General features: G+C 61.8%; 24 protein-coding genes. 13 read left to right on the top strand and 11 right to left on the bottom strand.

Translation table 11 applies throughout. The annotated features are described in order from the left end of the window. Positions 1–10: 10 nt before the first annotated feature. The 3 genes from BLQ09_RS16205 to cobM all read left to right on the top strand — a co-directional run bounded on the left by BLQ09_RS16205 (position 11) and on the right by cobM (position 1,921). On the top strand, positions 11–715 hold the full coding sequence (locus tag BLQ09_RS16205; RefSeq protein ID WP_092357811.1) for a CbtA family protein: 705 nt from the start codon (positions 11–13) through the stop codon (positions 713–715). After that, entirely contained in the window at positions 712–1,104 is a 393-nt protein-coding gene (locus BLQ09_RS16200; protein WP_027606477.1) for a cobalamin biosynthesis protein, read from the top strand. The genes BLQ09_RS16205 and BLQ09_RS16200 overlap by 4 nt, the downstream gene beginning before the upstream one ends. Before the next feature lie 70 nt (positions 1,105–1,174). After that, on the top strand, positions 1,175–1,921 hold the full coding sequence (cobM, locus tag BLQ09_RS16195; RefSeq protein WP_092357809.1) for a precorrin-4 C(11)-methyltransferase: 747 nt from the start codon (positions 1,175–1,177) through the stop codon (positions 1,919–1,921). 379 nt (positions 1,922–2,300) lie between these two features. On the opposite strand, the gene nfuA is transcribed toward cobM, so the two are convergent. Next, complete coding sequence (gene nfuA / locus BLQ09_RS16190) at positions 2,301–2,885, bottom strand: Fe-S biogenesis protein NfuA (RefSeq protein ID WP_027606479.1); 585 nt, start codon at positions 2,883–2,885, stop codon at positions 2,301–2,303. Positions 2,886–2,978: 93 nt separating this feature from the next. Continuing rightward, the gene (locus BLQ09_RS16185) at positions 2,979–5,270 is read right to left on the bottom strand and encodes a fatty acid cis/trans isomerase (RefSeq protein WP_027606480.1); all 2,292 of its coding nucleotides are present in this window, start codon (positions 5,268–5,270) and stop codon (positions 2,979–2,981) included. Between the two features lie 165 nt (positions 5,271–5,435). On the opposite strand from BLQ09_RS16185, the gene metH reads away from it, so the two are divergent. Together metH and BLQ09_RS16175 are read left to right on the top strand one after the other, a co-directional pair. Further along, entirely contained in the window at positions 5,436–9,146 is a 3,711-nt protein-coding gene (metH, locus tag BLQ09_RS16180) for a methionine synthase (protein ID WP_092357807.1), read from the top strand. A gap of 52 nt (positions 9,147–9,198) precedes the next feature. After that, entirely contained in the window at positions 9,199–9,417 is a 219-nt protein-coding gene (locus BLQ09_RS16175; RefSeq protein ID WP_027606482.1) for a DUF2970 domain-containing protein, read from the top strand. Here BLQ09_RS16175 and BLQ09_RS16170 read toward each other — a convergent pair. Beyond that, positions 9,414–10,481: an ABC transporter substrate-binding protein gene (locus tag BLQ09_RS16170; protein WP_092357805.1), complete on the bottom strand. Its 1,068-nt coding sequence runs from the start codon at positions 10,479–10,481 to the stop codon at positions 9,414–9,416. The genes BLQ09_RS16175 and BLQ09_RS16170 overlap by 4 nt on opposite strands. Positions 10,482–10,903: 422 nt before the next feature. Here BLQ09_RS16170 and BLQ09_RS16165 point away from each other — a divergent pair, with 422 nt between their 5' ends. Together BLQ09_RS16165 and BLQ09_RS16160 are read left to right on the top strand one after the other, a co-directional pair. Further along, a complete protein-coding gene (locus tag BLQ09_RS16165) occupies positions 10,904–12,562 on the top strand; it encodes a nitrite/sulfite reductase (RefSeq protein ID WP_027606484.1) in 1,659 nt (552 codons plus the stop codon). Beyond that, positions 12,546–13,040, top strand: a complete 495-nt coding sequence (locus BLQ09_RS16160; RefSeq protein WP_003235539.1) for a DUF934 domain-containing protein — start codon at positions 12,546–12,548, stop codon at positions 13,038–13,040. Before BLQ09_RS16165 ends, BLQ09_RS16160 begins: the two co-directional genes overlap by 17 nt. A gap of 40 nt (positions 13,041–13,080) precedes the next feature. Here the strand turns inward: BLQ09_RS16160 and BLQ09_RS16155 are convergent, their stop codons facing one another. Beyond that, complete coding sequence (locus BLQ09_RS16155) at positions 13,081–13,485, bottom strand: MerR family transcriptional regulator (RefSeq protein WP_027606485.1); 405 nt, start codon at positions 13,483–13,485, stop codon at positions 13,081–13,083. A 71-nt stretch (positions 13,486–13,556) separates the two neighbouring features. On the opposite strand from BLQ09_RS16155, the gene BLQ09_RS16150 reads away from it, so the two are divergent. Together BLQ09_RS16150 and poxB are read left to right on the top strand one after the other, a co-directional pair. Beyond that, positions 13,557–14,789: an NADH:flavin oxidoreductase/NADH oxidase family protein gene (locus BLQ09_RS16150; protein ID WP_092357803.1), complete on the top strand. Its 1,233-nt coding sequence runs from the start codon at positions 13,557–13,559 to the stop codon at positions 14,787–14,789. 77 nt (positions 14,790–14,866) lie between these two features. Then, positions 14,867–16,591 (top strand): ubiquinone-dependent pyruvate dehydrogenase, encoded by a 1,725-nt coding sequence (gene poxB, locus BLQ09_RS16145; RefSeq protein WP_092357801.1) that lies wholly within the window; start codon positions 14,867–14,869, stop codon positions 16,589–16,591. Between the two features lie 251 nt (positions 16,592–16,842). Here the strand turns inward: poxB and BLQ09_RS16140 are convergent, their stop codons facing one another. Continuing rightward, complete coding sequence (locus BLQ09_RS16140) at positions 16,843–17,400, bottom strand: NADPH-dependent FMN reductase (RefSeq protein WP_027606488.1); 558 nt, start codon at positions 17,398–17,400, stop codon at positions 16,843–16,845. Between the two features lie 226 nt (positions 17,401–17,626). Here BLQ09_RS16140 and BLQ09_RS16135 point away from each other — a divergent pair, with 226 nt between their 5' ends. Then, on the top strand, positions 17,627–17,863 hold the full coding sequence (locus tag BLQ09_RS16135; RefSeq protein ID WP_027606489.1) for a hypothetical protein: 237 nt from the start codon (positions 17,627–17,629) through the stop codon (positions 17,861–17,863). A gap of 63 nt (positions 17,864–17,926) precedes the next feature. Here the strand turns inward: BLQ09_RS16135 and BLQ09_RS16130 are convergent, their stop codons facing one another. Then, on the bottom strand, positions 17,927–18,271 hold the full coding sequence (locus BLQ09_RS16130; RefSeq protein ID WP_027606490.1) for a hypothetical protein: 345 nt from the start codon (positions 18,269–18,271) through the stop codon (positions 17,927–17,929). A gap of 181 nt (positions 18,272–18,452) precedes the next feature. Here BLQ09_RS16130 and BLQ09_RS16125 point away from each other — a divergent pair, with 181 nt between their 5' ends. Then, positions 18,453–19,346, top strand: coding sequence for a LysR substrate-binding domain-containing protein (locus BLQ09_RS16125; protein WP_092357799.1), 894 nt, complete (start codon positions 18,453–18,455; stop codon positions 19,344–19,346). Here the strand turns inward: BLQ09_RS16125 and BLQ09_RS16120 are convergent. From BLQ09_RS16120 to BLQ09_RS16100, 5 genes are all read right to left on the bottom strand, one after another. Further along, positions 19,343–19,912: a GNAT family N-acetyltransferase gene (locus BLQ09_RS16120; protein ID WP_027606492.1), complete on the bottom strand. Its 570-nt coding sequence runs from the start codon at positions 19,910–19,912 to the stop codon at positions 19,343–19,345. The two genes, BLQ09_RS16125 and BLQ09_RS16120, sit on opposite strands and share 4 nt — an antisense overlap. Before the next feature lie 20 nt (positions 19,913–19,932). Beyond that, complete coding sequence (locus BLQ09_RS16115) at positions 19,933–22,188, bottom strand: Orn/Lys/Arg family decarboxylase (RefSeq protein WP_092357797.1); 2,256 nt, start codon at positions 22,186–22,188, stop codon at positions 19,933–19,935. 201 nt (positions 22,189–22,389) lie between these two features. Beyond that, on the bottom strand, positions 22,390–23,130 hold the full coding sequence (gene dnaQ / locus BLQ09_RS16110; protein WP_166655325.1) for a DNA polymerase III subunit epsilon: 741 nt from the start codon (positions 23,128–23,130) through the stop codon (positions 22,390–22,392). Between the two features lie 82 nt (positions 23,131–23,212). Beyond that, positions 23,213–23,665: a ribonuclease HI gene (gene rnhA, locus BLQ09_RS16105; RefSeq protein WP_003173571.1), complete on the bottom strand. Its 453-nt coding sequence runs from the start codon at positions 23,663–23,665 to the stop codon at positions 23,213–23,215. Between the two features lie 44 nt (positions 23,666–23,709). Next, a complete protein-coding gene (locus tag BLQ09_RS16100; protein WP_092357793.1) occupies positions 23,710–24,468 on the bottom strand; it encodes a class I SAM-dependent methyltransferase in 759 nt (252 codons plus the stop codon). Between the two features lie 65 nt (positions 24,469–24,533). Between BLQ09_RS16100 and gloB the strand changes: the two genes are divergently transcribed. Beyond that, complete coding sequence (gene gloB / locus BLQ09_RS16095) at positions 24,534–25,301, top strand: hydroxyacylglutathione hydrolase (protein ID WP_065941202.1); 768 nt, start codon at positions 24,534–24,536, stop codon at positions 25,299–25,301. A gap of 98 nt (positions 25,302–25,399) precedes the next feature. Beyond that, entirely contained in the window at positions 25,400–26,815 is a 1,416-nt protein-coding gene (locus BLQ09_RS16090; RefSeq protein WP_092357791.1) for a lytic transglycosylase domain-containing protein, read from the top strand. Positions 26,816–26,935 lie beyond the last annotated feature (120 nt).

Below are 26,935 nucleotides of genomic sequence, written 5' to 3'. Positions count from 1 at the left end.
GCCTGCCGACATGATCAAGCGTATTGCGCAAACCGCAGGGTTCACCGGCTTGCTGGCCGCCCTGCTGCTGACCCTGCTGCAAAGCTTCTGGGTCGCTCCGCTGATTCTGCAGGCGGAAACCTTTGAAAAAGCCCCGGCCGCGACCGAAGTCGTGCATGAGCACGCCGCTGGCGCCGCTGCACACTCCCACGACGCCGAAGCCTGGGAGCCGGAAGACGGCTGGCAGCGCGTGCTGTCGACCACCGGCGGCAACCTGGTGGTCGCCGTCGGCTTCGCCCTGATGCTGGCCGGCCTCTACACCCTGCGCGCACCGACCCGCACGGCCCAAGGCTTGCTGTGGGGCCTGGCCGGCTACGCGACTTTTGTGCTGGCGCCCACCCTGGGTCTGCCACCGGAGCTGCCGGGCACTGCCGCCGCCGACCTGGCGCAACGGCAAATCTGGTGGATCGGCACCGCTGCCTCGACGGCTGTGGGTATTGCCCTGATCGTGTTTGGTCGCAACTGGCTGCTGAAAGTCCTGGGCGCGGCGATCCTCGTGGTGCCGCATGTGATCGGTGCACCGCAGCCGGAAACCCATTCGATGCTGGCGCCGGAAGCCCTCGAAGCGCAGTTCAAGATCGCTTCGCAGTTGACCAACGTGGTGTTCTGGCTGGCCCTGGGCCTGATCAGCGCCTGGCTGTTCCGCCGCAACCGCGACGATCAATACTCGGCATGACCCTGGTGGTCGGCCTGGGTTGCCAGCGGGGTTGTGATGTAGACACCCTGCTGGGCCTGTTCGACAGCGCCCTGGCCGAGGGCGGGGTCGAGCGCCAGCGTGTCACCGCACTGGCCAGCATCGACCGTAAACAGAACGAGCCAGGGTTACTCGCCCTGGCCCGACTGCTCGACCTGCCCTTGCAGTGCTTCAGCGCCGGGCAACTGGCCGTTTACGAAGCCCGGCTGAGCCACAAATCGGCGGTCGCGTTTGCCCATACCGGCTGTTACGGCGTCGCCGAAAGTGCCGCCCTGGCCCTGGCCGAACAGCTCTGCGGCGGCCCTGCCCGCTTGTTGATCACCCGCCAGAAAACCGCCCAGGCCACCTTTGCATTGGCCTGCGCCGGCTAAAATCCCGATAATCGCCCGTCCCGATCATGAGCAATCTTCATGCTCGCCCGCTTTTGCACAGGAATTCTCCATGACCGTCTACTTCATCGGCGCCGGCCCCGGCGATCCGGAATTGATCACCGTCAAAGGCCAACGCCTGATCCGCAGTTGCCCGGTGATCATCTATGCCGGCTCACTGGTGCCGGCGGCGGTGCTGGAAGGTCATCAGGCGCAACAAGTGGTCAACAGCGCTGAACTGCACCTGGAACAGATTATCGAACTGATCAAGACCGCCCACGCTAATGGCCAAGACGTGGCACGGGTGCACTCCGGCGATCCGAGCCTGTATGGCGCGATTGGCGAGCAGATCCGTTATTTGCGTGAGTTGGGCATCCCCTTTCAGATCATTCCCGGCGTCACGGCGGTGGCCGCCTGCGCAGCCTTGCTGGAGACCGAACTGACCCTGCCGGACATCGCCCAAAGCGTGATCCTGACCCGCTACGCCGATAAAACCCGCATGCCGGCCGGGGAAGACTTCGACAGCCTGGCCCGACATGGCACGACCATGGCGATTCACCTGGGGGTCAATCATTTGGAGAAGATCGTCGCCGAACTGCTGCCGCACTATGGCGCGGACTGCCCGATTGCCGTGGTGCACCGGGCGACATGGCCGGATCAGGATTGGGCGGTCGGCACGCTCAGCGATATTGCCGACAAAGTCGCCGCCAAGGGCTTTCGGCGTACGGCGTTGATTGTGGTGGGGCGAGTACTGGCGAGTGACAGTTTCAGTGAGTCGTCGTTGTATCGGGCGGGGCATGCGCACCTTTATCGGCCTTGATTATTTACTTTAAAAAATCAAAGCAATCCATTGATTTTAATAGCTAAACACAAAAAAATGTGGGACGGGGCTTGCCCCCTCCCACATTTGACCTTACTTGTCAGGGAGATAGAGTCAACATTCGAAATTGATTTTTTAATTCACAAATCATCAGCAACACGCTGATTTAACTGAATAAATGCAAAAAAATGTGGGAGGGGGCTGGCCCCCGATGACGGTGTGTCAGCCTGCTCATGAGTCGACTGAGGCACCGCTATCGGGAGCAAGCCCCCTCCCACACTTAATCCTACTTGTTAGATAGATGGCATAACTGATTGAATTTTAATAATAAAAAACGGCGCTCACGGGCGCCGTTTTTTGTTCGCAGTGAACGCCTTACTCAGTAGTAGGCGTTTTCTTTCTGCGTGTGGTCTGTCACGTCACGGACGCCCTTGAGCTCCGGAATACGCTCGAGCAAGGTCCGCTCGATGCCCTCGCGCAGGGTCACGTCTGCCTGGCCGCAGCCCTGGCAGCCGCCGCCGAACTTCAATACGGCAATGCCGTCATCGACGACGTCGATCAGGCTGACCTGACCGCCGTGGCTCGCGAGCCCCGGGTTGATCTCGGTTTGCAGGTAGTAGTTGATGCGCTCGTTGACCGGGCTGTCGGCATTGACATTAGGCACCTTGGCGTTGGGCGCCTTGATGGTCAATTGGCCGCCCATGCGGTCGGTGGCGTAGTCGACCACGGCATCGTCCAGGAAGGCTTCGCTGAAGTTGTCGATATACGCGGTGAAGCTTTTCAGCCCCAGGGCGGTGTCTTCAGGTTTCTCTTCACCGGGCTTGCAGTAGGCGATGCACGTCTCGGCGTACTGGGTGCCAGGCTGGGTGATAAAGACGCGGATGCCGATTCCCGGGGTGTTCTGCTTGGACAGCAGGTCAGCCAGGTAATCGTGGGCGGCGTCGGTAATGGTTATGGCAGTCATGGAAACTCCTCACAGGCTTGCCGGCAGTTTACGCCAAAATATTACGCAGGTACAAAGTCCGAGTAATTTTGTCGGAAAAGACGTTCGCCTCTGTCAGAGGTTTTCATAACGGTTCATATCCAGCACCCCTTCTTCCACCGGCGTCGTCTCGCGGATGTACTGGGACAAATCGTGGAAATACTGCCAGAACAACGGGTGGCTGCGGCGCACACCCCAGCGGTCGACAATTTTCTCAAAGCGATTGGCATCCTTGGCCCGCTCCATTTCGGCGACGAATTCGGGCACCTCCTGGGCAGGGATGTTGAACATGAAGTTCGGGTAACTGCTGAGCACTCCAGGGTAAAGGGTCAGCGTGTCCAGGCCCGGCTGATAGCGATAAGCCTCACCCAGCAGAAATGCCACGTTACTGTGAGCGCGATTGCGCAGCAGGCTGTAGACCACGCGCTTACCGCTGGCGGTTTCGACGCGCAGCATCGTCGCTTCAGGTAACTGGTCAATCACCTTGAGCCCCGCCGCCGGGCGTGAAGTCAGGCGGCTGAGCGCCTGTTCGGCGTCCTGCAGCGCCGGGTCGATACCGTCGCGCGAACAAAACGCGCCCCCGCAACGGTTGATCGGATCCGGGCTGGCATTCAGGTCACCGTAGCGGGCAAGCAACTGGTTGGCGAAGTCGCGCTTGGGGTCCTTTTTATCCAGGTGCAAGGCGGTAGGCGTGTCGTCGTCGATGGCTTCGTAATCCAGCCACAGCTTGATCTTGCCGCTGTTCTGGTACCAATCATCCATAAAGGCATCGCGGCTATTGGCCGGCATCAGGCGCAGGAAGTTCTGCTCGGCACCGTTGCGGATCAGGTCGAAGTACAGCCGGGTCTGGGCCTGGTGCGATACGTTGCCGAACACATCGAAATTGACCACCAGTTGGTAGTAGGTGCGTTCGAGCAACGGATAGTCGAACAACCACAGTGTCTGCGGGACTTCACCGATCAGGCCCTTATTCACCGAGGCGCTGTCGAAATGACGGAAGATGCTTAACAGGGCATTGTCATTGCCGGCCCACAAGGTCGACCAACTGGGCGCCGGCAGCTCGGCATAGCTGTCTCGCCGCAGGGCTTCGTACTGGTTGCGCTTATCGCGGTATTCGAGCCACAGGCTGAGCACACTGCCCACGTCGTCATTCTGCCCTGGCATCGCCAGCAACGGCGTGGCCTGGCCGCGATAGCGGGCATCGGTGATGTACAGGTCGTGGTCGGGCGCCTGGAACAACGCCCAGAAATTGTCGCGGATCACGTCCGTGGCAATTTGCCCGCGGCACACCGGCCCGCGAATAAACGTGCGCACAAAGTATTCGGCGTTATCCAGCATGAACTGGTAACGCGCCTGGGCCGGAATCGCCTCGAACGTCTCGAAAGGGTTGGCCCGCCGGCCAGGGCCGTAGCCGGGCAAGGCGCTGACCTGCCAGTCGCCGCTGTAGAACAGGGCTTTGACCCGCGCCATTTTTTCCGCGCTGAGGGGGTAGGTGATATGGGTCTTGTGGACGATCACCCCTTCCACCGGCCACAGACGGTAGTACACGCGGGTGCCGGGATCGTCATTGGGGCGGCGGGTATTGATCAGGTCAATCGGCTGGCCGCTGGGGGTACGCGAGCGCACCCACTGGAAGAAATGCCCAGGCTCACCGTCTTCGAAATACAGATGCGCAATGAACAGATGCTCGAACAACCAACGGGCCACCAGGCTTTCCCGTGCGCCGGGGGCGTTGAGCAGGTTCTCCCATTGCAGCACCTGTGCGGCTTCACGGGCGCTGGGGGCCACGCCCTGCTGGTCAATCGGTGCACCGGAGGCCAGCCAGCGCTGAAGGGTCTGGTACTGCTGGTCGCTCAGGCCGGTGACCGCCAACGGCATGCCCTCCTTGGGATGAGCACCGGCATAGGCGTTGAACTCGCCGGGTGTGGCGCACATGTTTTCGCGGTTCAGGCCCAATACGATCTCTTCGGGCAACCTGGCATTGGGCTTCAGCGCTGCGGTATGCCCCAGCTCCAGCATGCGCGCCATCAACGCGGCCTGGCTGCCCTGGGCGTCGAGTACCGAATAAAAGCCCTTCTGCTGCCAGGCCTGCTTGCCGAAGGCGTCATAGAACAAGCGCGTGGTGGGTGTGGCCTGGCTGCGCTCGCCGTCGTAGACCGGCACTTTGGTCGCACCGCGCGCCGCGCCCTCGGCACTGCCCAGGTTGAGCTGGCACGCGGAGTCATAGCACGCATGGCAGGCCACGCATTTCTCGGTGAAGATCGGCTGGATGTCGCGGGTATACGAGATCGCCGGAGCGGGACCTTCTGCCAGAGCGCTGCTGGCTATCAATGCCAGGACGGCGCTGACGATAAGACGAAGTGACATGTATCCGGTCCCGATTCAATGCGTGCGGTTTAAAGTGGCGGTGATTCTACCGGGCCATGCCCCCGCTCAACATGAGCGATATTCATGCAAAACCCCGGCATGCCGCAAATCCGCACAGGTTTGTTATGATCCACGCCCTCCGTAATGCCTGACCAGAGTAGTCCCATGTCCGATCGTAGCGCTCGTCTGCAAGCCCTTCACCACGCCCTCAAGGAACGCATCCTGATCCTCGACGGCGGCATGGGCACGATGATCCAGAGCTATAAACTGGAAGAACACGACTACCGCGGCAAACGCTTCGCCGACTGGCCGAGCGACGTCAAGGGCAACAACGACCTGCTGGTGCTCACCCGCCCGGACGTGATCGGCGGGATCGAGAAGGCCTACCTGGATGCCGGTGCGGACATCCTCGAAACCAACACCTTCAACGCCACCCGCATCTCCATGGCCGACTACGGCATGGAAGAACTGGCCTATGAACTGAACGTCGAAGGCGCACGCCTGGCGCGCAGGATCGCCGATGCCAAGACCGCCGAGAACCCGGCCAAGCCGCGTTTCGTCGCCGGCGTCCTCGGCCCGACCAGCCGCACCTGCTCGCTGTCGCCCGATGTGAACAACCCTGGCTACCGCAACGTCACCTTCGATGAACTGGTGGAGAACTACACCGAGGCCACCAAGGGCCTGATCGAAGGCGGCGCCGACCTGATCCTGATCGAGACCATCTTCGACACCCTCAACGCCAAGGCCGCGATCTTCGCCGTGCAGGGTGTGTTCGAAGCACTCGGTATCGAATTGCCGATCATGATCTCCGGCACCATCACCGACGCCTCCGGCCGCACCCTGTCGGGCCAGACCACCGAAGCCTTCTGGAACTCGGTGGCCCACGCCAAGCCGATTTCCGTGGGCCTGAACTGCGCCCTCGGCGCCAGCGAGCTGCGCCCGTACCTGGAAGAGCTGTCCAACAAAGCCAACACCCATGTGTCCGCGCACCCCAACGCCGGGCTGCCCAATGAATTCGGCGAGTACGACGAACTGCCGTCGGAAACCGCCAAGGTCATCGAAGAATTCGCCCAGAGCGGCTTCCTCAATATCGTCGGCGGCTGCTGCGGCACCACCCCGGGCCATATCGAAGCCATCGCCAAGGCCGTGGCCGGCTACGCGCCGCGCCCGATCCCGGACATCCCCAAGGCTTGCCGCCTGTCGGGCCTGGAGCCGTTCACCATTGATCGCAGCTCGTTGTTCGTCAACGTCGGCGAGCGCACCAACATCACCGGTTCCGCGCGTTTCGCCCGCCTGATCCGCGAGGACAACTACACCGAAGCCCTGGAAGTCGCCCTGCAACAGGTGGAAGCCGGCGCCCAGGTGATCGACATCAACATGGACGAGGGCATGCTCGATTCGAAGAAGGCCATGGTGACCTTCCTCAATCTGATTGCCGGCGAGCCGGACATCTCCCGCGTACCGATCATGATCGACTCCTCCAAGTGGGAAGTGATCGAAGCCGGCCTCAAGTGCATCCAGGGCAAGGGCATCGTCAACTCCATCAGCATGAAGGAAGGCGTCGAGCAGTTCATTCATCACGCCAAGCTGTGCAAGCGCTACGGCGCCGCCGTGGTGGTGATGGCCTTCGACGAGGCCGGCCAGGCCGACACCGAAGCGCGCAAGAAGGAAATCTGCAAGCGCTCCTACGACATCCTGGTGGATGAAGTCGGCTTCCCACCGGAAGACATCATCTTCGACCCGAACATCTTCGCAGTCGCCACCGGCATCGAAGAGCACAACAACTACGCCGTCGATTTCATCAACGCCTGTGCCTATATCCGCGACGAGCTGCCGTATGCGCTGACCTCCGGTGGCGTGTCCAACGTGTCGTTCTCGTTCCGCGGCAACAACCCGGTGCGGGAGGCGATCCACTCGGTGTTCCTGCTGTATGCGATCCGCAACGGCCTGACCATGGGCATCGTCAACGCCGGCCAGCTGGAGATCTATGACCAGATCCCGGCCGAGCTGCGCGATGCCGTGGAAGACGTGGTGCTCAACCGCACCCCGGAAGGCACCGACGCCCTCCTCGCCATCGCCGACAAGTACAAGGGCGACGGCAGCGTAAAAGAAGCCGAGACCGAAGAGTGGCGCGGCTGGCCGGTCAACAAGCGCCTGGAACACGCGCTGGTCAAGGGCATCACCACCCACATCGTCGAAGACACCGAAGAATCGCGGCAGTCGTTCGCCCGCCCGATCGAAGTGATCGAAGGCCCGCTGATGTCCGGCATGAACATCGTTGGCGACCTGTTCGGCGCCGGCAAGATGTTCCTGCCCCAGGTGGTGAAATCCGCCCGCGTGATGAAGCAGGCCGTGGCCCACTTGATCCCGTTCATCGAGCTGGAAAAAGGCGACAAGCCGGAAGCCAAGGGCAAGATCCTGATGGCCACGGTGAAGGGCGACGTGCATGACATCGGCAAGAACATCGTCGGCGTGGTACTCGGCTGCAACGGCTATGACATCGTCGACCTCGGCGTGATGGTGCCGGCGGAGAAGATCCTGCAGGTGGCCAAGGAGCAGAAGTGCGACATTATCGGGCTGTCCGGCCTGATCACGCCGTCCCTGGACGAGATGGTGCATGTGGCCCGCGAGATGCAGCGCCAGGACTTCCACCTGCCGCTGATGATCGGCGGCGCGACCACCTCCAAGGCGCACACGGCGGTGAAGATCGAGCCCAAGTACAGCAACGACGCGGTGATCTACGTCACCGACGCCTCCCGTGCGGTGGGCGTGGCCACGCAGTTGCTGTCCAAGGAATTGAAGGCCGGCTTCGTCGAGAAGACCCGCCTGGAATACATCGACGTGCGTGAACGCACCTCCAACCGCAGCGCGCGCACCGAGCGCCTGAGCTACCCGGCGGCCATCGCCAAGAAGCCGCAGTTCGACTGGAACAGCTACACGCCGGTCAAGCCAACCTTCACCGGTTCCAGGGTGCTGGACAATATCGACCTCAACGTCCTGGCCGAGTACATCGACTGGACCCCGTTCTTTATCTCCTGGGACCTGGCCGGCAAGTTCCCGCGCATCCTGACCGATGAAGTGGTGGGTGAAGCCGCCACCGCGCTGTACGCCGACGCCCAGGAAATGCTCAGGAAACTGATCGACGAAAAACTCATCAGCGCCCGTGCAGTGTTCGGTTTCTGGCCGACCAACCAGGTGCAGGACGATGACCTGGAAGTCTACGGTGAAGACGGCCAGCCGATTGCCAAACTGCACCACCTGCGCCAGCAGATCATCAAGACCGACGGCAAGCCGAACTTCTCCCTGGCCGACTTCGTCGCGCCCAAGGACAGCGGCGTGACCGACTACATCGGTGGCTTCATCACCACCGCCGGCATCGGCGCCGAGGAAGTGGCCAAGGCCTACCAGGACGCGGGCGACGACTACAACTCGATCATGGTCAAGGCCCTGGCCGACCGCCTGGCCGAGGCCTGTGCCGAGTGGCTGCACCAGCAGGTGCGCAAGGAACACTGGGGCTACGCCAAGGACGAGCAACTGGATAACGAAGCGCTGATCAAGGAGCAGTACAGCGGTATCCGCCCTGCCCCCGGTTACCCGGCGTGCCCGGACCACACCGAGAAAGCCCAGTTGTTCCAACTGCTCGACCCCGAGGCCCGCGAAATGCACGCTGGGCGCAGCGGCGTGTTCCTCACCGAGCACTACGCGATGTTCCCGGCGGCGGCGGTCAGCGGCTGGTACTTCGCCCACCCGCAGGCGCAGTACTTTGCCGTGGGCAAGGTCGACAAGGACCAGGTGACCAGCTACACCGCGCGCAAGGGCCAGGACCTGGCCGTGACCGAGCGCTGGCTGGCGCCGAACCTGGGCTACGACAACTAAGCCGGCCTGGATTGTCTATGCTGTCCCTCACACACCTTGTGTCGAGGGATGTATGGACGATCCGGTCAACAACAAGCCGCCGACCTTCTGGCAGATGCTCCACAGCGTCATGGCCGCCGCCTTTGGCGTGCAGAGCGGCAAGAATCGCGCCCGCGACTTCACCCACGGCAAGCCCAGCCACTTCGTGATCCTGGGCATTCTGTTCACAGCAGTATTCGCCTTGACGCTGTTCGGCATCGTCAAGCTGGTGCTGCACCTCGCCGGCGTCTAGCGCAGCAGCAGGTGCAGGCTGAACGGGTAACGATAGGACACGGGCTTGCCCTGGGCGGACAACGCGCGGAAATCCACCGAGGGTGTCGGCCCCAACAAGCGCCGCGCCTGGCCGGCATCGATCAATTGGAATAGCGCCAACTGCCGGTCGCGTCCGCCATAGGCGCCAATGTCCAGGCCCTTGGCATCGTCATGGACCAACACCATGGCCCAGCCGCCCACGGTGAAATGCCCGGCGACCAGGGACGACAAGCGTCCATCCAGGCGTGCCTGCAGGATCTCCGGCGAGCTGTTGAGCGCGCTGAACAGCACGTCCCTGCCCGGTAACCGCCCACTGCCCTGCAGCGCCTGCATGGCGCCCAGCGCCATCTGATCGTTGGCCGACCACACCAGCGCCGTCTGCGGGTAGCGCTTGAACAGTTGCTTCGCTTGTTCGAAGGCGCGTTCGCGGTTCCATTCGCCGTAGACCAACTGACGCAGGCGCACCTCGGGATGCTCGGCCAGCGCCCGACGCATGCCGCGCTCACGCAATTGCGCGACCGGCGTGGTCTTGACCCCGGAAAAGGCCAACAGGTCGAGGGACTGGCCGGACGCAACCGGGCCGTGCTGGCGCAACAGGTCGCGGAGCATCAGGTAGCCAGCCTGTTCATCGTCAGCCACCAGGCTGCCGATCAGACGGATGCCACGGCGGGTTCCCAGCAATTGCACCTGATCGGAGGTCAGCGCGCTGTTCACCAGCAGCAGCTTGACGCCGCTGCCCTCGGCCATGCGCAGGATCTGCGGAGCGACGTACTGCTCATTCACCAGCACCAGGTAATCGGGCCGCTGGCTGCCTTGCAGCACCTCACGCGCCTGGGCCAGCGTGTTGCCGGCATCACGCTCGCCATAACGCACACGCAAGTCCAGGCCGAGGTCCTTGGCGGCGGCCTGCATGAATTGCGCGTAGCTGACCCAGAAGGTTTCCGTCGCCATGCCCGGATTGAGAAACACCACCGACGTTGCATGAGCCATCACCCCATACGTCGATCCCAACAACCAGACACACGTAATCAACACCTTCAACATGGATGCTTGAGCCTCGAAAATAGGCCGCCATGATAGTGGCAATGCCTGAACCAATCGAGGCTCAATCCACGTCCTTTATTGGTGGCTGACCCAGAATACGGCCGTTCCCACCACCAGAATGATCAGGAACAGAATGGCCCAGGCATCAACGGTACTGTCAGGTTTACGGGCTTTGGTCGGATTGCTCATTGCATCGCCTCTTGTCGGTTTTATAGGTGATTGCACTCAAACACGCTCACAGTAAAGTTCACGATTGCCCGCATGACAAATGTGGGTATCGCGATAACCCTTCTCATTAGTCATTTTGGTTATGTGCATATACTCAAACATCACTTTTGCGCATAAACGCAAACTGGTATCGTGCGCCGGCTCCGTTGGGAGTGCGCGGCCGTGCGCGCAGATTTGCCGAGAACAGGACCTATATGTACGTATACGACGAATACGATCAGCGCATCATCGAGGACCGCGTCAAGCAGTTCCGTGATCAGACCCGACGCTACCTAGCAGGTGAACTGAGCGAAGAAGAGTTCCGCCCTCTGCGCCTGCAAAATGGCCTTTATGTCCAGCGCTTTGCGCCGATGCTGCGGGTGGCCGTGCCTTATGGCCAACTGACTTCGCGCCAGACCCGCATGATGGCCAAGATTGCCCGCGACTTCGACAAAGGCTATGCCCACATCAGTACCCGCCAGAACGTGCAGTTCAACTGGCCGGCCCTGGAAGATGTGCCGGATATCCTGGCTGAACTGGCCACCGTGCAGATGCACGCCATCCAGACCAGCGGTAACTGCCTGCGCAACGTGACCACCGACCAATTCGCCGGGGTTGCCGCCGACGAGCTGATCGACCCACGCCCGTGGTGTGAAATCGTCCGCCAGTGGACCACCTTCCACCCCGAATTCGCCTACCTGCCGCGCAAGTTCAAGATCGCCATCAATGGCTCGACCTCGGACCGTGCCGCCATCGAAGTACACGATATCGGCCTGGAGCCGGTGTACAACGCGGCCGGCGAGCTGGGTTTCCGTGTCCTGGTGGGTGGCGGCCTGGGCCGTACCCCGGTGGTGGGTGCGTTCATCAACGAGTTCCTGCCATGGCAGGACCTGCTGAGCTACCTCGACGCCATCCTGCGCGTCTACAACCGCTACGGCCGTCGTGACAACAAATACAAGGCGCGGATCAAGATCCTCGTCAAAGCGCTGACCCCTGAGGTGTTCGCCCAGAAAGTCGACGCCGAGATGGAGCACCTGCGCGGCGGCCAGACCACCCTGACCGAAGCCGAAGTGCACCGTGTGGCCAAGCACTTCGTCGATCCTGAGTACAAGGCCCTGGGCAACCAGGATGCCGAGCTCGCAGCGCTCGACCAGCAGCACCCAGGCTTCGCCCGCTGGCGCACCCGCAACACCCTGGCGCACAAAAAGCCGGGCTATGTGGCGGTGACCCTGTCACTGAAACCGACCGGTGTTGCACCGGGTGACATCACCGACAAGCAGCTGGACGCCGTCGCCGACCTGGCCGAGCGCTACAGCTTCGGCCAGCTGCGCACCTCCCACGAGCAGAACATCATCCTCGCGGACGTTGAGCAGAGCCAATTGTTCACCCTGTGGGGCGAGCTGCGCGAAGGCGGTTTCGCCACGCCGAACATCGGCCTGCTGACCGACATCATCTGCTGCCCGGGCGGCGATTTCTGCTCCCTGGCCAACGCCAAGTCGATCCCGATTGCCGAATCGATCCAGCGCCGTTTCGACGACCTGGACTACCTGTTCGACATCGGCGAGCTGGACCTGAACATCTCCGGTTGCATGAACGCCTGTGGTCACCACCACGTCGGCCACATCGGCATCCTGGGCGTGGACAAGAAAGGCGAAGAATTCTACCAAGTGTCCCTGGGTGGCAGCGCCAGCCGCGATGCGAGCCTGGGCAAGATCCTCGGCCCGTCCTTCGCCCAGGAAGCCATGCCCGAGGTGATCGGCAAGCTGATCGACGTGTACATCGAACAGCGCACCGAAGATGAGCGTTTCATCGACACCTACCAGCGCATCGGCATTGACCTGTTCAAGGAGCGCGTCTATGCAGCGAATCATTAAGAACAACGAAGTCCTCGACGAAACCTGGCACCTGCTGCCCAAGGATGCGAGCTTCGACGGCATCTCCAACTGCGACGACCTGATCGTGCCGCTGGCCCTGTGGCGCGAACACGGCCACGCGCTCAAGGCCCGCGACGGCGGCCTGGGTGTGTGGCTGGACGCCGATGAAGAAGCCGAAGAGATCGGCGCTGACGTGGAGCACTTCCAGGTCATCGCCCTGAACTTCCCGGCCTTCACCGACGGTCGCAACTATTCCAACGCACGCCTGCTGCGTGACCGCTACGGTTACAAAGGCGAGCTGCGGGCCATTGGCGACGTGCTGCGCGACCAGTTGTTCTACCTGCGCCGTTGCGGGTTCGATGCCTTCGCCTTGCGCGCCGACAAAGACCCGTACGAAGCACTGGAAAGCCTCAAGGACTTCTCGGTGACGTACCAGGCTGCAACGGATGAACCGCTGCCGCTGTTCCGTCGTCGCTGAGTCTGCACAAATGAAAAAGCCCTGGCATGCCAGGGCTTTTTTATGAGTTGAGCTTGATCGACGCTAGCACCTGCTTCTGCCCCATCGAACACGGCACACCTTCCGGTTGCGCGCGTACCGCGTCGATCACCCCGACTAACTGCGCCTTGCTGTGCGCCAGTTGCGCCTGCATCGCTTCAATCTGCTCGACCTTGCGCTCGAGCGCCTCGATCAGCTCGGCGCGCTTGTGCTCGCCGGGGGCCGGCATCAGCGCCTTGAGTTCCTGCAAGGTGAAACCGGCCTGCTGCGCGCTCTGAATCAAGCGCAGCGTCTGCAAGGCCTCCGGTGCATAACGGCGATAGCCATTGGCCTGGCGCCCCACCTGGCTGATCAACCCTTCTGCTTCATAGAAGCGGATACGCGACGCCGCCAGCCCGCTCTGTTTTGCCAGCTCTCCAATATTCATCAAAACGCCTGCTTGACATTAAAGTTAACTTTAAGCTTAGCCTGAGGCCTCCCCTGCTCAGGAGTCAACCCATGTCACCCTTTGAACCCTTGCAACTGCCCAATGGCCAAGTCCTCGCCAACCGTATCGCCAAGGCGGCGATGGAAGAAAACATGGCGGATGCGCAACAGGCGCCCTCCCGCGAATTGAAGCAGTTGTACAAGACCTGGGCGGACGGCGAGCCCGGCCTGCTGCTGACCGGCAATGTGATGATCGACCGCCGCGCCATGACCGGCCCCGGCGGCGTTGCCCTCGAAGACGAACAGCACCTGGACAGCTTTCGCGAGTGGGCCGCCGTGGCCCGCGACAAGGGCGTGCACTTTTGGGTACAGCTCAGCCATCCGGGTCGCCAGACCATGGCCAACCTCGGCCAGCAGGCCCTGGCGCCCTCCGCGATTGCACTGGACCTCGGCGGCTTTTCGAAGATGTTCGCCAAGCCCAGGGCCATGACCGAAGACGACATTCAAGACGTGATCAAACGCTTCGCCACCAGCGCACGCCTGGCCGAGAAAGCCGGGTTCACCGGGGTGCAGATCCACGGCGCGCACGGCTACCTGCTCAGCCAGTTTCTCTCCCCACTCAGCAACCAACGCACTGACCGTTGGGGCGGCCCCCTGGAAAACCGCGCACGCCTGCTGCTGGAAGTGATCCACGCCGTGCGTGCCAGCGTCAGTCCTTCATTCTGTGTGGCGGTCAAACTCAACTCGGCCGACTTCCAGCGCGGCGGCTTCGACGCCAACGACGCGCGCGCCGTGGTCGAGCTGCTCAACCCGCTGCCCATCGACCTGCTGGAATTATCCGGCGGCAGCTACGAAGCCCCGGCCATGCAAGGCGAAGCACGGGACGGCCGCACCCTGGCCCGCGAAGCGTATTTCCTGGAGTTCGCCAAGGAACTGGCGACCATCGCCAAGATGCCGCTGATGGTCACCGGCGGCATTCGCCGCCTGCCCATCGTGCAACAAGTGCTGGACAGCGGTATCGCCATGGCCGGCATCGCTACCGCCCTGACCCTGGAACCGCAACTGATCAAGCACTGGCACGAGGGTCGCGACCTCAACCCGCAACTCAAGCCGATCAGTTGGAAACGCAAACCCTTGGCCGCCCTCGCCACCCTGGCCGTGGTGCGGGACCAGATGCGCCGCCTGAGTCGTGGCCGCCTGCCTAAACCCAATGTCGTGCCATGGCTGGCGCTGGCGTGTGACCAATGGTTTATCGCTCGGCGCACCCGGCAATACCGCGCAACCATGACGCAATCTTCACATTAAAAGCGGAGCATTCGCCGTGATCGAACTGTCCCCTATTGATCAGCAGCTTTTAACCTCACTGACGATTGGAGTTCTTCATGGCGAAAATCAACCTGGCCCAGCAATTGGCGACCACCCTTGAACAGGCGGGCATCAAGCGTATCTGGGGCCTGACCGGCGACAGCCTCAACGGCCTCACCGACGCCCTGCGTACCATGGACAGCATCGAGTGGATGCATGTACGTCACGAAGAAGTCGCCGCCTTCGCTGCCGGTGCCGAAGCTGCAGCCACTGGCGAACTGACCGTATGCGCTGGCAGCTGCGGGCCGGGCAACCTGCACTTGATCAATGGCCTGTTCGATTGCCATCGCAACCATGTGCCGGTGCTGGCGATTGCCGCACAAATCCCCTCCTCCGAGATCGGCCTGAATTACTTCCAGGAGACTCATCCCCAGGAACTGTTCAAGGAGTGCAGCCACTTTATCGAGCTGGTCACCAACCCCGAACAGATGCCGCACGTGCTGCACCGCGCCATGCGTTCGGCGATCCTCAACCGCGGCGTGGCGGTGGTGGTGATTCCGGGGGACGTATCGTTGCTGGAAGTCGAAGACAAGCTCAAGCCCTGGCCGGCCCTGCACACACCGCGTACCCTGCCGGCGGAACAGGACCTGCAACGACTGACCGAGATCCTTGAAAGCAGCAAGAAGGTCACCCTGCTGTGCGGCAGTGGCTGCGCCGGTGCCCACGATCAAGTGGTCGCCCTGGCCGACACGCTGGGGGCTCCGGTGGTGCACGCCCTGCGCGGCAAGGAGCATGTGGAATGGGACAACCCATTTGATGTGGGCATGACCGGCCTGATCGGCTTCAGCTCCGGTTACCACGCCATGCTCGACTGCGACACGCTGATCATGCTCGGCACGGACTTTCCGTACCGCCAGTTCTACCCCACCGATGCCAAAATCATCCAGGTCGACCGCAACCCGCAGGCCCTGGGCCGTCGCGCCACGCTGGACCTGGGCATCGCTGCCGATGTGAGCGAGACCCTCGACGCGCTGCTGCCGCGCCTGACCCGCAAGACCGACCGCAGCTTCCTCGAGACCTCGCTGAAGCACTACGAAAAAGCCCGCCAAGGCCTGGACGACCTGGCGCAACCGTCAAAGGCCAACCGGCCGATCCACCCGCAATACGTGGCGCGCCTGCTCAGCGAACTGGCGGACGACGATGCAATCTTCACCGCCGACGTGGGCTCGCCGACCGTGTGGGCGGCGCGCTACCTGAAGATGAATGGCAAGCGTCGCCTGATCGGTTCGTTCAACCACGGCTCCATGGCCAATGCCATGCCCCAGGCGATCGGTGCCCAGGCGGCCTTTCCTGGGCGCCAGGTGATCTCAATGTCCGGCGACGGCGGGTTTGCCATGCTGATGGGGGATTTCATTTCACTGGCGCAGTTGAACCTGCCCGTCAAAGTCATCGTGTTCGATAACTCGTCCCTGGGCTTTGTCGCCATGGAAATGAAGGCTGCGGGCTATCTGGATGCCGGCACCGAGCTGAAAAACCCGGACTTCGCCGCCATGTCCAACGCCATGGGCATCCTCGGCATTCGCGTGGAGCAATCCGAAGACCTGGAACCGGCCCTGCGCCGCGCCCTGGCCCACAATGGCCCGGTGCTGGTGGATGTGGTGACGGCCACCCAGGAATTGGTGATGCCGCCGAGCATCAAGCTGGAACAGGCCAAGGGGTTCAGCCTGTACATGCTCAAGGCGGTGATGAGTGGGCGTGGAGATGAAGTGATCGAGTTGGCGCGGACTAACTGGTTGCGCTGATACAACACTGAGGGAGCGGGCAAGCCCTAACTCCAGTCAGTTAAACCTGTAGTGAGCGGGCTTGCCCCGCGCTGGGCTGCGCAGCAGCCCCGAAACACAGCCCCGGACCTGCCTGGCACACTGCAGCGCTCTTATTGGGGCTGCTGCGCAGCCCAGCGCGGGGCAAGCCCGCTCACCACAGTTACAGTGTTCATCCTTAACTGACTGGCGTCAGGGCTCGCCCCCTCCCACAGTGGACAATGGGCGCCGATTCAAGCTGTCTGTTTTTCTACCCATTTGCCGTAGGCATCAATAAATGCCTGCAGGAACGGCCTGGTCTTTTCCGACACCTTGCCGGCGTCGTCGAACACGCTGCCCGCTCCGCCCAGGTAGGCTTCCGGCTGCTGCATGCATGGCACATCGAGGAACACCAGGGACTGACGCAGATGGTGGTTGGCGCCAAAACCGCCAACGGCGCCCGGCGATACGCTGATGATCGCCCCCGGCTTGCCGCTCCAGGCGCTTTGGCCATAAGGGCGGGAGCCGACGTCAATCGCATTCTTCAATGGCGCGGGTACGGAGCGGTTGTACTCCGGCGTCACAAACAACACCGCGTCGGATGAACGTACCTGCTGACGGAAAGTACTGTAGGCTGCGGGCGGTGATGCCCCGTCGATGTCCTCGTTGTAGAGCGGCAAATCGCCAATTTCCACAATGTTCAACTTCAGGTTGGCGGGGGCCATTTCGGCCAGTGCCAGGGCGACCTTGCGGTTGATCGAGTCTTTTCTCAGGCTGCCAACCAGGACGGCAATCGTGTAGACCTTGCTCATTGGGTTTCTCGACGTCTGACTAAGGGAGCTTGTAGTTATAAAGGCTTCGCAGTGCGTTCACCAGAAGGTTTTGATAATCCTCCAGACGTTTGGCCCGCGATTTGATGCGTAGGAACCGTCTGAAAATGTCAGCGAATAGTATTTTTTTTCAATAGGTAAACTCCCCCTCTTTATGACGGTCTACAGCACCGCGAATTGAGTGTTTATCTCCAGAGGTTCTAAACAGATGGCAGCAGTACTAGTCGGACAGTTTCATGCCAGAGACGCAGAAGGACGCGTGTATTCGGTGCATGAGTTCCAGGAATCCAACCCGGCGCAAGGCGACCTGGCTGGCTCGGCACCCACCACCACCTACAAGCTGGCCATTGGCGACCGGGTAGAAAAACTCGAAGGCGATGAGTTCAAACTGATTCAGTCGGGGACCATTATCGTCCGCGAATCGCAGACCACCCTCGCCTCATAAGCTTGATCGCCCAGGCGTACCTGCTCAGTCCCGGCCATTGACGGCATCGACTGGGCCGGGCGGTCACGGGCTGCGAATTTCCGTCACTTCAAGCCCCGACTCACCGTCCACTTGCTTGAGCGTCACCATCAACCGGCCCCGCTCGCCTTCCACCGCGTACATCACCCGCCTGTAGCCCGGCGAGTTGTACCCCGGATACGCCACCACCTGCTTGACCTGCGTCATGCCCAGCACCGTGCCGACCTGCGCGGCGACTTGCTCCTGGGCACGGATAAATGCCTCAAGCACGAGGTTTTCCGGAACTGATTCATCGTGATTGCTGATGAGGTAAGCAGCCACGCACCCTACGGTCACCAGGACCAGCAGTTGCTTGACCGTTACCCCGAGAACTGTCGAGGGCAGAGGCATATGAGACCAGACCTGTTTTTGTTGTATGTGCCGGTAATCGGCATTGGTCGTTGATGATCAGACTCGCCATTCTAGTGAGGTCCTGGCTGAACGCCAGCGACATACGCGACCCGCACTGTCTTTTTTGCGCACGACGGCATGCGCCATTGAATCCCCACTGCGCTGCACATAGACTCCGGCCATGCGTTTACGTCATATCGAAGTGATTCAGGCCATCCTGCAGACCGGACACCTCGGCACCGCCGCCGAATGGTTGCAACTTCCCGTGGGCGATGTAGACGCGGCCCTCAAGGAGGCCGAGCAGCAATTGGGCTTCATGCTGTTTGCCAGTGTGCGCGGGCGTTTGCAGGCGACACGGGAAACCCTGGAACTGCAGGCAGAAATGGCCCATGTGTACGAAGCCCTGGAACCGGTGCAACGCCTGGCCAGCCGCTTGAAACACCATCACGCCCCCACGTTGCGCGCCTTGTGCACGCCGCCCCTGGCCAATCAACTGCTGCCCCAGAGCATCGCGCTGCTGCGCCGGCGCTTCCAGGACACGCCGTGCAACCTGTCGAGCCAGCCAACCCGGGAAATCGTGCGCAGCCTGCTGCTGCACGAGGCCGAGGTGGGCCTGAGCCTGCATGACCCGGAACATCCGCAAATCCACAGCACGGTGCTGGTCCAAGGCAAATTGCAATTGCTGGCGCCCCACGGCTGGCTCAAGCCCAAGCAGAAGTACATTGCGCTGCAGGACCTGGCCGGGCAAGCGATGATCGGGCTCGAAGGACACGACCCGCTCAGCCGCCTGCTGGACGCCAAGCTGCAAGCATTGCGCCCGCTGCCGGTGGTGCAGACGCGGGTGCAGACCTACCAGATGATGCGCAGCATGGTGGAAGCCGGCGAAGGCCTGGCGATTGTCGACCCGTTCACCGCCTTTGGCGCACGCGAGGCGGGCCTGGATACATGCCCGGTGTCGCCGCCGATCCTGGTCAGCCTGTATGCGCTGACACTCAAGGATGGCGTGACCTCGCCTGCGCTGAATGCGTTACTGGAGATCGTCACGCAAAAGGCCCAGGGCCTGCTGGAAAGTTAACGCCGCTCGGCATCGGTCTTGAACAACCGATACCAGAAAATCGCCACTTCACGGGTTTGCGGGTCGATGCCGCGATAGCGCAGGTGGTCGATCCCGCCCATCACGTAGCCGCAACGCTCATACAGTCGGCAGGCGCCCAGGTTGTTGTTCTGGGTCTCCAGCATCATGCCCGGCAGGTTTTTCTTGCGGCTCCAGAACTGCGCCACATCCAGCAGCGCCTTGGCCACCCCGTGCCGACGGGCAGGCAAGGCCACCGCCAGTTCGTCAACGTGGGCAAAGCCGTTCCAATTGGTGCTGACCACGATATGCCCGACCGCACGATCATCCAGGTAGGCCATGAAGATCGCACTGTCCGGCGCATCGCGAAAACTGGCGAATTCTTCCGGGTCGATGCCATAGCACTTGCGATACGGCACGATGCGCTCCACGGGCCATTGATCGACCCGCCTGCCCATCTCCGGTACGCCATAGGCACTGACCTCAAAGCTGAAATCATTGCCCCACACGTAGGCGTCGAAGCCCTCGTCGGCGACCCGCACACTGAGCCCTGGATACTTCGGGTTCATTACAGCTTGCATAAACATCCTTAACCCTTGATGCAATCGACGGTGTAACAACGACCACTGCCGTCATCTTCGTGTTGTAGCCCGTGAACATCGGCAACAAAACCGGGGAAACTGCTATCGAACGTCCGGGCAAACGCCAGGTAGTCGATGATCGACCGGGTCGACTCGGTAAAGCGCTCGCCCGGCATGATCAACGGAATGCCCGGCGGATAAGGCACCAGCATCACGGCTGCGATGCGTCCTGGCAAGGCATCAATGGACACGGCCTCTACCTCTCCCCTTACCAATTGGTCGTAGGCGTCGGCGGGTTTCATCGCGATTTCCGGCAACACCGTGTACATGCGCTTGAGGTGCCTGGCGGTGGCGTTGCTGCGGTAACAGCCGTGCAATTGATCACACAGGTCGCGCAAACCCAGGCCCTGATAGCGAGCCGGGTCCTGGGCAAACACCGATGGCAAACAACTGGCGAGGCTGACATTCCCGTCGTAACTGCGCTTGAACTCCAGCAACTCGGTGAGCAAGGTACTCCATTTGCCCTTGGTGATGCCCATGGAAAACAACACGAGGAACGAATACAGCCCGGTCTTTTCCACCACCAGCCCACGCTCCCAGAGGAATTTGCTGACCACCGCGGCGGGAATCCCGCGCTCGCTCAAGGCGCCGCCGGCGGTGAGGCCGGGCATCACCAGGGTCACTTTGATCGGGTCCAGCAGCACGTAGTCTTCGGCCACGTCACCAAAGCCGTGCCAGTCATCCTGCGGCAGCAACAGCCAATCCGCGGTGGCGACGCGGTCGATGCCCGCCACCGACGGCGGCTGCCAGATGGAGAACCACCAGTCTTCGGCGGCAATGTGTTGGCGCAGGTTGGCCAGGGCGCGGCGAAAACTCAGGGCCTCGTCGAACATTTCCTGCAGCAGCGAGCGCCCGGCCGGACCTTCCATCATCGCCGAGGCGACGTCCAGGGAGGCGATGATGCTGTACTGCGGCGACGTGGAGATGTGCATCATGAAGGCTTCATTGAAACGGTCGCGGTCCAGTTGGCGCGCGCCGCCGTCCTGCACATGGATCATCGAGGCCTGGCTGAACGCCGCCAGCAGCTTGTGGGTGGAGTGGGTGGTGAACACCAGCGGGCTGTCCGGGGTACGGGAGGTGCCCATGCCGTAGCGCCCGGCAAAGAACTCGTGGAACGCCGCGTAGGCATACCAGGCTTCGTCGAAGTGCAGCACCTCGACACTGCTGCCCAATTGCTGCTTGATCAGCTCGGCGTTGTAGCACAGGCCGTCGTAGGTGGAGTTGGTGACCACGGCCAACTTCACCTTGGGGGGCCGGCCACGGGTCAAGGGGCTGGCGTCGATCTTGGCGCGGATCGATTCCGGGCTGAACTCGCTCAGGGGAATCGGACCGATGATGCCCAGTTCGTTGCGCTCCGGGCACAGGTACAGCGGGATGGCACCGGTCATGATGATCGAATGCAACACCGACTTGTGGCAGTTGCGGTCCACCAGCACCAGGTCATCGCGCCCGACCATGGAGTGCCAGACGATCTTGTTGGCGGTGGACGTGCCGTTGATCACGAAAAAGGTATGGTCGGCGCCGAAGTTGCGCGCGGCACGGGCTTCGGCTTCAGCCAGGGGCCCGGTGTGATCCAGCAGCGAGCCCAGTTCGGGCACCGAGACCGACAAGTCCGAACGCAGGGTGTTCTCCCCGAAGAACTGATGAAACGCCTGCCCCACCGGACTTTTGCGATAGGCCACGCCACCGCCATGGCCGGGGGTGTGCCAGGAATAGTTGGAGTCGGCGGTGTGTTGCACCAGCGCCTTGAAGAATGGCGGCAACAGGCCATCCAGGTAAGTGCGGGCAGCACGGGCCACCTGGCGGGCGAGAAACGGTACGGTGTCTTCGAACAGGTAGAGAATGCCGCGCAGCTGGTTGAGTTCGCTCATGGCATCGGCCGGGGCGTTTTCCAGGGTGACCTGCTCGCCCAGGGCAAAGATCGGCAGGTTCGGCGCCCGCAGGCGCGCCAGGCGGATCAGCTCGACCATGTTTTGCAGCAGGTGGGTATTCTCACCGGCGCCTTCGGCGGCGATCAGCATGCACGCCAGGCCGTGATGGGTCGACGCCACCAGCCGGCCTTCGGCGTAGTCCACGGCGGAAAAGATACTGAAGCCCTCTTGTTCCAACTCCCGGGCGATGCCGCGAACCCGGTCGCCGGCAACGGTGTCGGCCTTGATGTCGCGGTGCACGATAAGCACGGGGAACTTCAGGTCTTTGTACATGAGGGCGTGTAGTCCTGAGGGCTATGCACTCAAGGGTAGAAGCTCGGGGACGATGACGCGAATGAAGATTCTGAAAGCAACGGAGATCAACTGTGGGAGGGGGCTTGCTCCCGATGACGGTATGCCAGCTCATATTTGATTGGCTGATACACCGCTTCGGGGGCAAGCCCCCTCCCACATTTTGATCATACCTACGCAGGGCTATTGTTGTGTTAGCTGGGTCCACAACGCCGGCGCACCCGCCGACTTGGCGATAGCCTCCAACCGCTCCGCATGCTCGGCCAGATCCTGCTCGCTGGCGCGAATGATGGTGGTGGGCTTGCGATCGGCTGGCAGGCGGCGGATTTCCGAAGGGCGGTTGCCGGAGCCTTCCGCCGAGCCACTGCCGTCGGAGGCGTTGCCGGCCAGGGACAGGCTGGTCTGCCCGCCGGTCATGGTCAGGTAAACGTCGGCGAGAATCTCGGAGTCGAGCAAGGCGCCGTGGAGTTCACGGCCGGAGTTGTCGACGCCATAACGCTTGCACAAGGCATCGAGGCTGTTGCGCTGGCCCGGGTGACGCTCACGGGCCATCATCAGGGTGTCGAGGATCGAGCAGTGCTGGGAAATGTCCGCGCGATCCATCTGCCCCATCAGGGCAAATTCGTTATTGATGAAGCCGACGTCGAACGCCGCGTTATGGATGATCAACTGGGCGCCGTTGATGAACTCGAAGAACTCATCGGCCACTTCGGCGAAACGCGGCTTGCCCTTGAGGAACTCGTCGGTGATGCCGTGGACGCCGATGGCGCCTTCGTCACTGTCGCGGTCCGGTTGCAGGTAGACGTGAAAGTGACGACCGGTGAGGCGCCGACCCATGAGTTCGACACAGCCGATTTCAATGATCCGGTGGCCGTCGGTCACCGGCATGCCGGTGGTTTCGGTATCGAGTACAACAGATCGGATCGCCATCAGGGTTCAGCTCTCAACGGTGTGGTGTGCAGTGTGGTGTGAGTCAAGGAGCGCGATGTTAACACGTCGGCCAGCATCAGCTCTGCTTGTAGCCCCGCACTTCGTCCACACCTCTATTGGCAAGCTGGTCGGCGCGCTCGTTCCCCGGATGGCCGATGTGCCCACGCACCCATTTCCAGGTGATGTCATGGCGGTTGCATTGCTCATCGAGCAATTGCCACAGGTCGGCATTCTTGACCGGCTCCTTGGCCGCGGTCTTCCAGCCGCGCTTCTTCCAGTTGACCATCCACTCGTTGATACCTTTCATCACGTATTGCGAGTCGGTGACCAGCAGCACGTTGCAGCGGCGCTTGAGTTCTTCCAGGCCGCGAATGGCGCCCATCAGCTCCATGCGGTTGTTGGTGGTGTTGGCTTCGCCGCCCCACAACTCTTTCTCTACGCCCTTGCACACCAGCAAGGCGCCCCAGCCGCCGGGGCCGGGGTTGCCCTTGCAGGCGCCATCGGTGAAGAGTTCTACGCTATCGGTCATCGGTTACATCCATCAAGACGGGCAGGTCTGAAATCAAAAAAGTTCTACGGTTCGCTTTGCGTGCGGTTGACCTTGGCCATCGGCATCGGCACCAGTTTGCCCATGGGCTGGCGCAGCACCTGGCGCACCGGCCGCAGCCCGACCACGATCTTGCGCGCCACCAATAAATAGAAGCCGCCACCCGACAGTTGCCAGGCGCCCGCGCGACGTTCCCAACCGGCCAGGCGGCCTTGCCACTTGGCCGAGGCAAGCGGCGGACGATAGCACCCGAAGCGGCGTTTCTCCAGCGCGAAGCCCAGCAGGTTCAGCCAGTCCCCGACCCGTGATGGCGAGATGCAGCGCGCCTGGCGCAGGCCATCATGGGCGAACACATGGCGCAGGCCCCAGCTGCTCCAAGGGTTGATGCCGATAATCAGCAAATGGCCACCAGGGCGCACGCTGCTCGCCGCTTCACGCAGCAGACCGTGGGGTGACAGGCAGAAATCCAGGCCATGCTGCAACACCACCACATCGGCGGCGTGCTCGCTCAATGGCCAGGCCTGTTCTTCGCAGACAATCTCCACCCCCGGCAACGGCGCGCCCAGGCGCACATTGCGTTGCACCTGGGGCGCGGCAGGCGGGGTCTGGGCCGACGGACCGTAATGCACCAGGTAGCCGCCAAAGAAACGACCCAACTCGTCTTCGAGCATGCGCCGCTCTTCACCCAGCAAAAATTGCCCGATGGGCCCGGACAGCCATTCACGGGCTGCGCCGATCAGGGCCAGCCACTCAGGATCGGCCTGGGCGAACGCTTTATCAGTCATTGCATTCTCCAACTCGCCTAGACGTTCTAAGATGCACCAATGTGTTCAGCTTGGCGAATCGAAGAATGATACAGATCAGTGCCCTGCCCGCCTTCACCGACAACTACATCTGGTTGTTGCAGGACCCGCAGACCCAACGTTGTGCCGTGGTCGATCCCGGCGACGCCGCGCCGGTACTGGCCTGGCTCGAGCAAAACCCGACGTGGACCCTCAGCGACATCCTGATTACCCACCATCACCACGACCATGTCGGCGGTGTCGAGCAACTCAAGCGGGTGACCGACGCCAAGGTGTATGGTCCGGCCAACGAGACGATCCCGGCGCGGGACATCGCGCTGCAGGATAACGACCGCATCAACGTGCTGGGCTGGGACTTCGACGTCTATGCCGTGCCCGGCCACACCCTGGGCCATATCGCCTTCTACCACCAGGGCGTGCTGTTCTGTGGCGACACCCTGTTCGCCGCCGGTTGTGGCCGCCTGTTCGAAGGCACGCCGGAACAGATGCACACCTCCCTCGAGCGCCTGGCCGCCCTGCCCGCCGACACCCTGGTGTACTGCACCCACGAATACACACAAAGTAACCTCAAGTTTGCCCAGGCGGTGGAACCGCAGAATGCCGACATCTCCGAACGGGTGGAAAACGTCCGTCAACTGCGGGCCCGCGGCGAGATGACGCTGCCGTCCAACCTGGCCCTGGAAAAGCGCACCAACCCCTTCCTGCGTACCTCTGAAACATCCGTTAAACAAAAAGCGGACGAACGGAATGGCCGCGACAACCGCTCTGGGGCCGAGGTATTTGCTAGCTTGAGGGCGTGGAAAGATAAGTTCTAAAGGGACGCAATCTGATACGTAATTTCTGAATGGTTGACCGGAACCAAAGTGCTTTCTAGAATCGCCCGACATTTTTGCCCGGAACTTACTTCCAGCCAATGTCGTCATCTATTCGTAAATCCAACCATTCAGACGCATTGACCCGCCTGGCTCAAGCTGTGGCGGTGGCTGTGTCCGCCACGCTGGCGGGCTGCCAATCGACAAATTTCGCCGCACAATCCACCGTGCAACCCAAGCCCAACCTTGCCGCCAAGATCAAACAGAAACCCGTCATCTGGCTTTCAGAGAAACCTGCTCCAGAAGTGCCCCAGGATGTCTGGGAACGCATGCGCCGGGGCTTTCAATTGCAGGACAACGTGGGTGTCAACCCGCGCATCGAGCAACAGCGCCTGTGGTTCGCCAGCAACCCGTCCTTCCTGGAGAACGCCGGTGAACGCGGCAGCCTCTACATTCATTACATCGTCGAACGCCTTGAAGAACGCAACATGCCCCTGGAGCTGGCGCTGCTGCCGGTGATTGAAAGTGCCTACAACCCGATGGCGTATTCGCGCAGCGATGCCGTCGGCCTGTGGCAGTTCATCCCCTCCACCGGGCGCTACTTCAACCTGCGCCAGACCCGCGCCTACGACGGCCGCCGCGACATCACCGCCTCCACCACAGCCGCCCTGGACTACCTGACCCGTCTGCACGACATGTTCAACGGCGACTGGCTGCTGGCCCTGGCCGCCTATAACGCCGGCGAAGGCACGGTGAGCCGGGCCATCGAGCGCAACGAGAAGCTTGGCCTGCCCACCGACTACTGGAACCTGCCCCTGCCCCAGGAAACCAAGGACTATGTGCCCAAGTTCCTGGCGCTGTCCCAGGTGGTGCTGGCCCCCGAGGCCTATGGCGTCAACCTGAACCCGATTGCCAATACGCCGTACTTCGAAGTGGTCGAGGTCAAGCAAAGCATGGACCTGTCGCGGGTTGCCGCGCTGGCCGAGATCGACGAAGACGAACTGTTCCAGCTCAACCCGGCGCTCAAGCAACGCACCACCCTGGATGGCCCGCAACACCTGCTGGTGCCGAGCTCCAAGGCACAATTGCTCACCAGCACCCTTTCGACGATGAAGCCGGAAGAATTGCTGGCGATGCGCCCGAAAAAGCAGGTGTTCGACGAAGTCGAGACCGCCCGGGTGGCCGGCCGCACCCGCAGCTACAAGGTGCGCAGTGGCGACAACCTCACGCTGATCGCCAAGGCGAACAAGGTCGACGTGCATGACCTGCAGCGCTGGAACAAACTCAACGGCCAGGCCCTCAAGGTCGGCCAGACCCTGGTGATGCAGGACACCCGCAAGCTGGTGGCCAAGGCCGACAGCAAGAAGCCGGTGCAGTACAAGGTCAAGAAAGGCGACTCGCTGTACATCGTCGCCAAGCGCTTCAACGTCGAGATGCAACATCTCAAGCGTTGGAACCCCCGTACTGGCCAGGCGCTGAAGCCGGGGCAGATGCTTGTAGTGTCTGGGCCGCGCTAAGGTTTTAAGAACACTGCAGAACCAATGTGGGAGGGGGCTTGCCCCCGATAGCAGTTTATAAGCCACCAGATTCATTGGCTGATCCACCGATATCGGGGCAAGCCCCCTCCCACACTGAAT

This window comes from Pseudomonas sp. NFACC25, from assembly GCF_900100935.1.
GTDB classification, from domain to species: domain Bacteria; phylum Pseudomonadota; class Gammaproteobacteria; order Pseudomonadales; family Pseudomonadaceae; genus Aquipseudomonas; species Aquipseudomonas marginalis.
The sequence above is the reverse complement of the archived record's forward strand: the minus strand, read 5'-3'. Positions and strand labels throughout refer to the sequence as shown.